This window comes from Mycobacterium syngnathidarum, assembly GCF_001942625.1.
GTDB classification, from domain to species: domain Bacteria; phylum Actinomycetota; class Actinomycetes; order Mycobacteriales; family Mycobacteriaceae; genus Mycobacterium; species Mycobacterium syngnathidarum.
Genome location: NZ_MLCL01000093.1, coordinates 37502 through 48756, shown reverse-complemented (window position 1 = coordinate 48756; position 11255 = coordinate 37502). Strand labels below are relative to the sequence as shown.

Annotated in this window: 12 protein-coding genes; 3 read left to right on the top strand and 9 right to left on the bottom strand. The window is 66.6% G+C overall.

Translation table 11 applies throughout. The annotated features are described in order from the left end of the window. Positions 1-6 precede the first annotated feature (6 nt). Positions 7-1164: an acyl-CoA dehydrogenase family protein gene (locus BKG60_RS29925; RefSeq protein ID WP_070945834.1), complete on the bottom strand. Its 1158-nt coding sequence runs from the start codon at positions 1162-1164 to the stop codon at positions 7-9. 358 nt (positions 1165-1522) lie between these two features. After that, on the bottom strand, positions 1523-3640 hold the full coding sequence (gene glgX, locus BKG60_RS29920; RefSeq protein WP_075910493.1) for a glycogen debranching protein GlgX: 2118 nt from the start codon (positions 3638-3640) through the stop codon (positions 1523-1525). A 70-nt stretch (positions 3641-3710) separates the two neighbouring features. Here glgX and BKG60_RS29915 point away from each other — a divergent pair, with 70 nt between their 5' ends. After that, positions 3711-4526: an enoyl-CoA hydratase/isomerase family protein gene (locus BKG60_RS29915; RefSeq protein ID WP_075910394.1), complete on the top strand. Its 816-nt coding sequence runs from the start codon at positions 3711-3713 to the stop codon at positions 4524-4526. Here BKG60_RS29915 and BKG60_RS29910 read toward each other — a convergent pair. From BKG60_RS29910 to BKG60_RS29880, 7 genes are all read right to left on the bottom strand, one after another. Beyond that, on the bottom strand, positions 4519-5088 hold the full coding sequence (locus BKG60_RS29910) for an isochorismatase family protein (protein WP_278247944.1): 570 nt from the start codon (positions 5086-5088) through the stop codon (positions 4519-4521). The genes BKG60_RS29915 and BKG60_RS29910 overlap by 8 nt on opposite strands. A gap of 10 nt (positions 5089-5098) precedes the next feature. Continuing rightward, positions 5099-6385, bottom strand: coding sequence for a hypothetical protein (locus BKG60_RS29905; protein WP_075910393.1), 1287 nt, complete (start codon positions 6383-6385; stop codon positions 5099-5101). After that, on the bottom strand, positions 6382-6822 hold the full coding sequence (locus tag BKG60_RS29900) for a hypothetical protein (RefSeq protein WP_075910392.1): 441 nt from the start codon (positions 6820-6822) through the stop codon (positions 6382-6384). Before BKG60_RS29900 ends, BKG60_RS29905 begins: the two co-directional genes overlap by 4 nt. After that, complete coding sequence (locus BKG60_RS29895) at positions 6819-7025, bottom strand: hypothetical protein (RefSeq protein WP_075910391.1); 207 nt, start codon at positions 7023-7025, stop codon at positions 6819-6821. The genes BKG60_RS29900 and BKG60_RS29895 overlap by 4 nt, the downstream gene beginning before the upstream one ends. Further along, complete coding sequence (locus tag BKG60_RS29890) at positions 7022-8851, bottom strand: hypothetical protein (protein WP_075910491.1); 1830 nt, start codon at positions 8849-8851, stop codon at positions 7022-7024. Before BKG60_RS29890 ends, BKG60_RS29895 begins: the two co-directional genes overlap by 4 nt. An 85-nt stretch (positions 8852-8936) precedes the next feature. Beyond that, complete coding sequence (locus tag BKG60_RS29885; protein WP_075910390.1) at positions 8937-9731, bottom strand: DUF427 domain-containing protein; 795 nt, start codon at positions 9729-9731, stop codon at positions 8937-8939. Positions 9732-9767: 36 nt separating this feature from the next. After that, entirely contained in the window at positions 9768-10058 is a 291-nt protein-coding gene (locus BKG60_RS29880; protein WP_070186645.1) for a hypothetical protein, read from the bottom strand. Positions 10059-10135: 77 nt separating this feature from the next. On the opposite strand from BKG60_RS29880, the gene BKG60_RS29875 reads away from it, so the two are divergent. Together BKG60_RS29875 and BKG60_RS29870 are read left to right on the top strand one after the other, a co-directional pair. Then, entirely contained in the window at positions 10136-10699 is a 564-nt protein-coding gene (locus BKG60_RS29875) for a hypothetical protein (RefSeq protein ID WP_075910389.1), read from the top strand. Then, the gene (locus tag BKG60_RS29870; protein ID WP_075910388.1) at positions 10674-11129 is read left to right on the top strand and encodes a PPOX class F420-dependent oxidoreductase; all 456 of its coding nucleotides are present in this window, start codon (positions 10674-10676) and stop codon (positions 11127-11129) included. Before BKG60_RS29875 ends, BKG60_RS29870 begins: the two co-directional genes overlap by 26 nt. Positions 11130-11255 lie beyond the last annotated feature (126 nt).

Genomic DNA, 11255 nt, shown 5'->3' with positions numbered 1-11255 from the left:
CTCAACTCACAATCCGAGAATGGTGGACGCGATGATGGTGCGCTGCACCTCGTTGCTACCGCCGTAGATCGAGGTCTTGCGGTAGTTGAGGTAGTGCGGGGCGGCGTGCTGCGCCCAGTCCGGGGAGGCGATGTCGCCGGCCTCGTAGGGCAGGGCGTCAGCGCCGGCGACCTCGACCAGCAGTTCGGTAGCGGTCTGCTGCAACTGGCTGCCGCGCAGCTTCAGCACCGACGAGGCCGGGCTCGGCTTGCCGTCGGCCGAATCGGAGGTCACCCGCATCTGGGTGAGTTCCAATGCCAGCACGTCGTTTTCGGCCTCGGCCAGGCGGGCGGCGAACAGCGGGTCGGCCAGCAGGCCGTTGGCCGCGGCGCGTTCCTTCACCTCGGCCAGCCGCACCTTGGTGCGGGCAACCTGGGCGATACCGGTGCGCTCGTTGCCGAGCAGGAACTTCGCGTAGGTCCAGCCCTGGTTCTCTTCGCCGACGAGCTGGTCGGCGGGAACCCGGACGTCCTCGAAGAACACCTCGTTGACCTCGTAGCTGCCGTCGATCAGCTTGATCGGGCGCAGCGTGACGCCGGGGGTGTTCATCTCGAACAGCAGGAACGAGATGCCGGCCTGCTTCTTGGGTGCCTGCGGGTCGGTCCGGACCAGGCAGAAGATCCAGTCCGCGTGCTGACCCAGGGTGGTCCAGGTCTTCTGGCCGTTGACCACGTAGCTGTCGCCGTCGCGTATCGCGGTGGTGCGCAGCGACGCCAGGTCGGAGCCGGCCTCGGGCTCGGAGAAGCCCTGGCACCACCAGATGTCGAGCGCGGCGGTCGGCGGCAGGAAGCGCTCCTTGATCTCCTGTGATCCGAACTCGGCGATCACCGGCCCCACCATCCGGGCGTTGAAGGTCAGCGGCTCGGGAACGCTGGCCAGCTGCATCTCGTCGAGCCAGATCTGGTGCTGATTGGGCGTCCAGTCCTTGCCGCCCCACTCGACGGGCCAGTTGGGCACCGCGAGTCCGTGCTCATGCAGGATCTTGTGCGCTGTGACGATGCCTTCTTTGCCGATCGGCAGCCCGAGCCGGTTTCGTTCGCGAAGCTCGGCGGGAATCTTCGTCGTAAAGAAGGTGCGGAGTTCGTCGCGGAAGGCGGCTTCCTCCGGGGTGAGGGCTAGCTGCATGACTGCACACTAACCCAGCGGTTGGTTGGGTACCTACGACGGTCCAGTGCTACCGCACCAGCCGCCTCGGCAACCGCGAGGCCACGGCCACACCGAGGTGACCGGCCGGTGAACGTCGAATGAATCAACTGGGTTGGGATGTGGGGTGCCGCGGCACAGCCCGTAAGAGGCCGCAGCCGTGGCCGCAGGGTAGTTGCCGCCGCTCTTCGGCTCGTACCCCCCAGCCCGCCCGGCTGGTGACATCGAAACAAGCGCTCAATGTCTACTTAGGCGGCCACGGCTGCTACATGTTCAAGTTACCAGACTTCCTGGTTAGGGCAGGGACATCCGATCGATGAGCAACCTCTTGAATTGACGTTCAATCTGATTCCGACTGCAGTATCAGGACGGCGCGCGCATCGACTTTCACCGCGCTGCCGGCGGCGGCCGCGTCGCGTGTGGAGTTTGCCGACGTGCTGATTGCCGGAACCCACCGGGCGGCGAATTGTTCGGGGGGTAAAACAAACTCGATCGGTTCGTAGTGCGCGTTGAAACACAGCAAGAACGAGTCGTCGACCACGCGCTGGCCCCGGACATCGGGATCGGCGATGCCCTCCCCGTTCAAGTACATCGCCACCGACTTGGCATACCCGGTCTCCCAATCCTCGGCCGTCATGTCCGAACCGTCGGGTGCGAACCAGGCGATGTCGGGTGACCCGTCGCTACCCGCCTCGCGGACCGGCCGGCCGTCGAAGAACCTGCGGCGCCGGAACACCGGATGTGCGGCGCGCAGGGCCGACACCGAACGGGTGAACTCGAGGAGATCGGAATCGGCGCTGGCCCAATCGATCCAGGAAATCTCGTTGTCCTGGCAGTACACGTTGTTGTTGCCACTCTGGGTGCGGCCGAGCTCGTCACCGTGTGAGAGCATCGGAACGCCTTGGGAGAGCAACAGAGTGGCCAGGAAATTGCGCTGCTGGCGGGCGCGAAGCCGGTTGATCTCCGGATCGTCTGACGGGCCCTCGGCGCCGCAGTTCCACGACTTGTTGTTGCTCTCGCCGTCGCGGTTGTCCTCGCCGTTGGCCTGATTGTGTTTCTCGTTGTAGGACACCAGGTCACGCAGCGTGAAACCGTCATGGGCGGTGACGAAGTTGATGGAGGCGAACGGGCGGCGCCCGGTCTGCTCATACAGATCGGCCGAGCCGGTCAGCCGGTAGGCGAACTCGTCGAGGGTGGCCGGCTCACCGCGCCAGTAGTCGCGAACGGTGTCGCGGAACTTGCCGTTCCACTCCGTCCACTGCGGCGGAAAGTTACCCACCTGGTATCCGCCGGGGCCGACATCCCACGGCTCGGCGATCAGCTTGACCTGGCTGACGATCGGATCCTGCTGCACCAGTTCGAAAAACGCGCTCAGGCGGTCCACATCGTAGAACTCGCGGGCCAGGGTGGCGGCCAGATCGAAACGGAAGCCGTCGACATGCATCTCGGTGACCCAGTACCGCAGCGAGTCCATGATCAGTTGCAGCGAATGGGGATGGCCGACATTGAGACTGTTGCCGGTGCCGGTGTAGTCCATGTAGTACTGCAAGTCGTCGTCGGCCAGCCGGTAATAGGCGGCGTTGTCGATGCCGCGCATGGACAACGTCGGGCCCAGGTGGTTGCCCTCGGCCGTGTGGTTGTAGACGACGTCGAGGATCACCTCGATGCCGTTGGCGTGCAGTTCCCGCACCATGGCCTTGAATTCCTGGACGTGGCCGCCCGGGGTACCTGCCGAACTGTAGCGGGGGTCGGGTGCCAGGAACCCGATCGTGTTGTAGCCCCAGTAATTCGACAAACCCTTCTCGACCAGAGTCGAGTCGTCCACGAAGTGATGCACTGGCATCAGCTCGATGGCGTTGACCCCCAAGGCTTTCAGGTGCTCGACAATCACGGGGTGAGCAACGCCGGCGTAGGTTCCGCGCAGCTGCTCGGGGACATCCGGGTGGGTCTGGGTCAGTCCCTTGACGTGGGCCTCGTAGATGACGGTGTCGGCGTACTCATGGCTGGGCGGATGATCGACGCCCCAGTCGAAGTACGGGTTGATCACCACGGCCTTCGGCATGCTGGCCGCCGAATCGTCGTCGTTGCGGGTTGCCGGCTCGTCGAAGTTGTACGAAAACAGCGGCTGACCCCAGTCGAAGGATCCCTCGATGGCCTTGGCGTAGGGATCCAGCACCAGCTTGTTCGGGTTGCACCGGTGACCGGCTGCGGGATCGTACGGGCCGTGCACGCGATAGCCGTAGCGCTGGCCCGGCTCGACTCCCGGAATGAAACCGTGCCAGACAAATCCGTCGACCTCGGGAAGCGTCACCCGGGTTTCGTGCAGCGTCCCGGACTCGTCCGGGTCGAACAGGCACAGTTCGACCTTCTCGGCGACCTCACTGAACAACGCGAAGTTGGTGCCCGAGCCGTCGTACGTCGCACCCAGTGGGTAGGCCTTGCCCCGCCACGTCTCCACAGTCACACATTCGACCTTACGGCTCCCGGGGAGCCGTGGCCGGTCGAATGTGCGGCGGTACGTTACAGCGGTGACCACTCGCTCTGAGCTACCGCAGTACCAGACCCTGCGGGTCACGTTCGACGGCTCCGTCGCGATCGTCATGCTGAACCGCCCCGAGCGTCGCAATGCCTTCGGCGGCGGCATGCGCGAGGAGCTCGCCGACGCCTTTCTGCGTTGCGACGGCGACGACGCGGTTCGCGTGATCGTGCTGACCGGGGCACCACCAGCCTTCTGCGCCGGCGCGGACCTCGGGGCGGGCGAGCAGACCTTCACCGAGCCCGCTCGGGAATTCAGCGCCGCGGGCCTGGCCGTGCCGGCCTGGACCCTCGGTAAACCGGTGATCGCCGCGGTCAACGGTCACGCCATCGGCATCGGGCTGACACTTGCTTTGCAATGTGACATCCGGCTTTTCGCCGCGGACGCGCGGTACGGCGTAGTGCAGGTCCGGCGCGGCATGGTGGGTGACGCCTACTCGCACTGGGTCCTGCCCCGGCTGGTCGGCCTGGCCAACGCCGCCGAGATCCTGCTGACCGGGGCGACATTCGACGGGCGCCGCGCCGTCGAACTCAGCTTGGGCAGCCGGGTGCTACCGGCCGAGCAGGTGTTGCCCGCCGCACTGGAACTCGCCCACGACATCGCGATCAACACCGCACCGATGTCGGTCGCGGCCAGCAAGCGGCTGCTGTGGGACTCGTATGACCTCGACCGGGCCGGTGTCGGCGCCAGGGAGACCGAGATCCACCTGAGCCTGATGGCGCACGACGACGCACGCGAAGGGGTGCGCGCCTACATCGAGCGGCGAGACCCCCGGTGGACGGGACGGCCCGCCGACCCGACTAGCTGATCTGGACCCCGGCTCTTCGGAGTTGATCGATTGCCGCCGTTGAGCTCTCCGGGGCGACTCCGGCGGTCAGGCCGGTCAGCACGCGGGTGCGCAGCCCGGCCTTGACCGCGTCTGAGGCGGTGGCCGCGACGCAGTAGTCGGTGGCGATACCGACCACGTCCACCGCCTCGACGCCCCGCAGACTCAGCCAGTCCGCGAGCGTCGTACCAGAGTCATCGACACCCTCGAAACCGCTGTAGGCCGCCGAATGGTGTCCCTTCTCGAACACCGCCTCGACCGCGGTCGGATCGAAATCGGGATGAAAAGCCGCCCCCGGGGTTTCGGCCACGCAGTGCCGCGGCCATGACGTCCGGTAATCGGGGGTGTCGGAGAAATGGTCACCCGGGTCGATGTGGAAATCCTTGGTGGCCACCACGTGGTCGTACCCGTGGTCGGTGGCCAGCAATGCGCTGATGTCGCGTGCCACCGCCGCACCACCGGCGACCGCCAGCGAGCCGCCTTCGCAGAAATCGTTCTGCACGTCGACGACGATGAGTGCCCGAGCCTGCTTGGACATCTGCATGAACCCGACGCTACCCGCCGAACAGCAGGTACAGCCCGGTGAACGTATAGCCGACCATCACCAGCATCGTCGCGAGCTGGCCGGTGAGCTGATGTTGTCTCGGCAGCAGGCGCAGTGCCCGATCGTGCGCGGCGATCACTCCGGCAACGTGACCGGCCAGCACGAACCCGACCTTCAGGGTGGCCAGCAGCGTCGGGTGGGCCGACAGAAAGTAGCTCACCTGCACGTCATGGAGCCCGAACAGCAAGATCACCGCCTGCTGGCCGCGCTCCACGAGATAGGACAGGTAGTGCGCGAACACGTAGCCGACGACGATCGGGATCAGGGAATGGGCCATCAGCCCTGGCAGCTCGCGCCGAAGTCGGCGATCGACCCCGCCGGTGGTACGGGTGGCCGTCCAGAATGTGACGGCCACCGTGGCGGCGAACACCAGAAGCCCCCCGGTACGGATCAGACTGGCGCCCAACGGAGATCCTGAATGTGCGTCGACGAAGTTGCGCCACTGGGGCATTGCCGAGAAGCTGTCGAACGCGGTCGAGCCCAGCAGTACCGCCAGCACCGCGACCAGCCCGGGCCGCACCGGCAGCGAGGGCAGATGATCGAACGGGTTGCCCAGCACCATCCGCCCGTCGTGGCGGCGCAGTGGCGACAGCTTGGACACCACCGTGCTGTACACCTCGAACGGGTCGGCGCTCTCCGGCCACCGCGTTCCGCAGCACACGGCGCCGGTGAGCGTCACCACCAGGTAGATCAGGAGCCAGTTACGAATGGCCGCAACCGATCCCGGATCGGGGCTGGCCAGCTCCAGCCAGACGAAGGCGAACAGGCCGGCGGCCGCCGGCCAATAGCCGATCCGCTCCGGATAGCGCCGGGCGTGCCTTCCCGGCAGGAAGCGGCACACCGCGCGCACCGGTGAGATCAGCCGCCACACCGGGCCGAACAACACCGAGACCGCTACCAGCCCCACCCACAACAGGACGTAGAAGACGCTGGGCAGCGGGTTGACGGCGGCCGGCCGGGTGAACGCGGTGTAGGCCACCCACCCGGTCAAGACCAGCGAGAGCACACCCAGGCCCCAGCGCGTCGCGGCGGAGTCCAGTGTCGTCGTCACCCACGACGGCAGCGGTAAACCCGGCTTGTCCGCATCGAACCGGGGCTGCCGCCAGGCCAGCGCCACCACCGCGAAGGTGAAGGTGAGCGTCCACGCCGCACCGATCAGTGCGTAGGTGTAGGGGATCGGGAGATCGGTCGAGCCGCCCAGACCGTGGGCCAGGAGAGCGGTCGACGGGGGAGTCACTGTTGCACTTGCACGCTGGCGATCGTGCGGTTCAGCTGATGCAGCTCGATGTCGACCGTGCCGGGCACGTCGACGGTGAACTGGAACTGCTGGCCGTTGCGTGGCTCGATCTTGAAAGTGTGCTCGGGATTGGAGTGCACGTGCAGCTCATCGGCGGCATCGCTGTTCACCCGCACCACGATCGGCTCACCGACCTTGCCTTGCAGCCGTTGGTTCGTCGGGTTGACCTCACCGCTCTTGATCGTGACGTCGATCAGCAGCCGGGCCGGTGCCTGCTGCTCGTTGGTCATGTCCGACGGATTGACCGTGGTCGCCGAAGGGGTGGCCGAATCGGCTGCACCTTCGGACTTCTGAGGATCGCCGGAGCCGCCACAACCGGCCGTCACCAGGGCGAGAGCGGACGCCAGGACGATGACACTGCTTTTGAGGTTGATCACGGTGAACCATCTTCGCCTGAGTCGTCGACACCTTCATCTCGAACGTCTTCTTCGGGTTCGCGGCTGTCGTCAGGACGCGGCCCACCGCGGCGGTCCCGCATGGCGACGTACACCACGACACCCACCACGACGACCGCCGGGGCGAAGGCCGGCAACGCCAACAGCAGCGTGTGGTCGGCCTGGAAGCGGGTCGGATCGATCATGGGTGTCCAGCGGGTTCACGGCCGGCGGCCAGCTCTCGGGCATTGATCCGGCCCGCACCCCAGGTCAGCCCGGCGATCAGGATCAATGTGCACACCAGGACCACCAGCGACGCCGCGTTGAAGAGCCACGACGGGTGATCGAGATTGCGTTCGCGCTGCAGGATCGTGATCTCCTGCACGAACTCCCGGTTGCTGGAGGTCAACGCCGGGGTCTCGGCGGCGCCGATGCCGGGATCGGCGGGCAGGTAGATCGGCACCCCGGCCATGGTGGTTCCGTCCTGCACGCGCAGCAGGGTCTTCCAGGTGCCCGACACCGGGATGGGCTGCGTCGAGCGGTAGTGGCCTGGGCCGACCTGCTCCAAACGGTTGATCACCAGACCGCGGTGGTCGGCCAGGCCGCCCTGCCACGCCAGGATCGACACCCACTCCGGATCGTCACCGACCAGGTCGACCGGGGTGATCTGGACGTCGGCGGAGGCCACGCGCTGCCCGTCCGGGGCCGGCAGGTCCGTCAAAGTGATGGTGGCGCTGGCGTTTTGCGGGACTTCGGTGCGTAACCCGTTGGCCACCGCACCGCCGATCACCAGGACGGTGACCACCACGACGGAAATCCCCACCGCGGGGCGGGGCAGCGGTTGGCCGGTGAGCACCAGGGCGAGCAGCGCGCCGCACAGGCCCATCGCGACGGCCACCGGGATTGCCATGGCCAGCGCTTCGCCCCACATGCTGGTGGGCCACGGGTAGTGATAGACCGCGCCGATCCACAACGACTCCAGCCACAGCCCGACGGTGCCCACCCCGAGCCCACCGACCGCACCGAAAAGGATGGGCCGCTTGACGAGTGGGGTCAGTGCGAGGAGTTCGACCACCAGGGCCGGACCGAGGTAGAGCGCGAACCAACTCGTCGGCGCACCCAGAACCGGCCCGACGATCAAGGCCACGGCCCCGCGCAAGGCGATGGCGAACCCGGCGGCGATCAACGCCGCACCCGGGCCGAGCACCAGCCGGGCCGCGACGGCCGCCAGTGCGGCCGCGGCCGCGATCATCATCGGCTGCAGCACGAGCCGGAACTGCTCGACGCCGAAGTCGTACTCGATCTGGAACACCGAGAGACCGATGAACAGACCGCCGAACGAGAGGAAATAGAGAAACTTGTTGAACTTGCTGTCCTCGGCCATGCCCTCGGGCCCCATCGCGACACGGCCTTCGTGTTCCAGCAACAGCACGGTGATCAGAGACAGGCCGGCCCCGCCGATCAGCATCAAATGTGTTGGGCCCCAAAGTGTGACGTCCTGGCCGAAGATGCGGTGCCAGATGTCGTCGAGCGGAAATCCGATGAGAGCGTAGAGCCCGCACAACGCCATCAGCACCCCGCCCACGGGGGCGTACCAGGTCCGGGTGATCCGGATGGCGGCGGGCCCAGGCTTGTCGTAGGGCAGCACGATGGCCATCGACCCGGCGATGAACAGCAGGAACAGCCCGATCAGGATGAAGTAGTGCGCGGGGTTGGCCAGGGGGCCCTCGTCACGTCCCTTGCCGATGTGCAGGCTGACATCCCAGATGAAACCGAACAGCGCGCAGATGATCGTCGCGGTGAACAGGAACACCTGCAACGCGACCCACGGCGGCCGGTGGAACTTGCGTCCCAGCCACTCGGCGAAGTTGTTCAGCCAGGTGATGCGTCGGTTGCGGTGCAGGTAGCCGATCCACAGCAGTGCGACCGTGACGATCAGGGCGACCACCGACATCCCGATCACCTGATCGAGCGCGGCACCACCGCCTTCGGTCCCGGCGGCTGCGGTGAGCGTGACATCGGACGAGCCCATCATGACCTCCGGTCAGCCGACTGTGGTGTCGGTGACTGATGTTGCCAGAAGTGGGCCGGTCGAAACAGACGTTCGGTCGGCTCGGTCAGCTCCACGCAGTGCTGGGTCGCTGCATGCGTTCCCCGTCGAGGAATACATCGACCCGCTCGTCGAAGAAGCAGATGTGATCGCGGACCGGCACCGCGTCGATCAGCGGCTCGTGATACGACCAAGCCAGATCGGCGGGCCCGCCGGGCGGCGAATAGTAGGTGGCCCGGCCCTTGTACGCGCAATATGTGACGGTGTCGCTGACATCGAGGACGGCAGCCACGTCTTCGCGGGGAAGGTAGTGGCGGGTGGGCAGTCCGGTCTCGAATAGCGCCATGGGACTGCAGGATTCGGCCAACACCCGCCCGTCGAGCTCGATGCGGACCCGTCGACGGCTGCGCCGGACATCGATCCGGTGGAACGGATCGTGCGGATGCGCGACGATCGGCTCGTCCTCCTCGCGCCACTCGAACGTCGCGAAGTCCAGGATCACGTAGTCGGCCAACTCCGGGTCGTCCGGCCGAAATGCTGCGGCCGCACCGGTTTCCTCACCGGCGATGACGTCGAACGCCGTTCCCGGACAGGTGTGCGCGGTGAACGGCACCGACGGGTCCAGGAAACCGGGGATCTCGTCGTCGCCCACATCCCCGCCGGCCGGAACAAGTTGCGCCGTCAACGCCGAACGCGGTACCGCGTACGTCGGCACCACCCGCCGCGGCTCCCAGATCAGCACCGCCGCGGCAGTGTCGGCCACGGGCTCGCCGCCCAGGCACACCCGAATTCGCTTGGCAGTGGGCTGGTATCGCAGGGCGCCCAGCTTGCCGCCCAGGAGCTCGTCCATTCTCACCGCCATCGAGCCATTATCGATGCCGATGGCGCCCGCTGTCTGCTACTTGACGTCGACGTACACCGTGCGGGTGGTGACGGCGCTCAGGGTGTCGGTGCGGCTGAAGTTCGGTCCCGGTCGTATGGCGACCACGGAGGCCTGCTTCAGCGGTGACGAACCGAGACGGTTGACCACCACCGTGTAGCCCTGGGACTCAAGCTGTCTGATGGTCTGCTCGGCATTACTGGGGCCGTTGGGCGCGGCCGCGGCCGGTCCGGCCGACCCGATGATGGCCGCCACCGCAACGCCTGCCGCCGCGGCGGCGATCCGAGACCTTCCGAATGTGTTTCGCACTGGACTGTCCTCTTCCACGCTATTCGTTACGCTGCCAGATATCGGTTCAAACCAGCAGCTCAGGCGCTTTAGTTCCAATGGCAGAAATTGATCGCTTGGTGGCGGCCCTTGGGCTGCGGCAGCGCGACGGGGTCACTTGCGGCCCGACGGTCGCGCTGGTGGCCGGCGCCATGATGGACCACGCCTACCGCGCGGAGTTGTTGCACCCGGACGGCCCGGCGTGGTTCGCCGCCGAGCAGGGCCGAATTCACGCTGCCGTCAACCGGATTTGGCCCCGGCGGCTGGGCACCACGCCCGCCGGAATGGCGCGCGCTCTGACCCACCGCAGTGGGAAACGGTCGGTGACATACCGGTGGCGGCTCTTCCGCGGCACCCGCGACTCGCTGTCGGATGTGCTTCGCGCCGTCACGGAAGGGTGGCCGGTTCCGATGCTGGTCGGTGAGCGCGGCATCCCGCGGCACTGGGTTTTGCTCGCCGGGGCCACCGGTGAGGTTCTGCAGTGTTACGAGCCGTCGTCGGGCACGGTGGTGCCGACCGATGTCGCGGCCGTGCGGGGTGCTCGGCTGACCGGGCTGGGTTTCCCCCGGCCCTTCGCCTTTGTCCTACCGTCGAAGCATGGCCCGAAAGTATGCGACCGCTGACCGAGTGGGTATCGACGAACTCCTGAACTTCGTGCGACCGCGACACCACATGGTGCTCACCACGTTCCGCGCCGACGGCTCGCTGCAGACCTCCCCGGTGACGGGCGGGGTGGATGATCGGGGCCGCATCGTGATCGCGAGCTACCCGCAGCGGGCGAAAGCCGCCAACTGTCGGCGTACACCCCGTGCCAGCGTGACCGTGCTGTCCGAGGAGTTCAACGGACCGTACGTACAAGTCGACGGCGATGCCGAGGTGATCGGGCTCCCGGAGGCGGTGGAGCCGCTGGTCGACTACTTTCGCGCGGTCGCCGGTGAACACCCGGATTGGGATGAGTACCGGCAGGCGATGGTTGACCAGGGCAAGTGCCTGATCCGGATCACGCCGGTGCGTTGGGGCCCGGTTGCCACGGGTGGCTTCCCTCCGGCGTAGGTGCAGGCCGACGCGTTGCGTTGGCTAGCAGGTCAAACTATAGTCTGGACACATGTCCAGAGGGTTCGGAGTCAACGCGTGAGCGTGTATTCCCAGCTCAGCACGATTTCGGCCGTCGGGTGATCT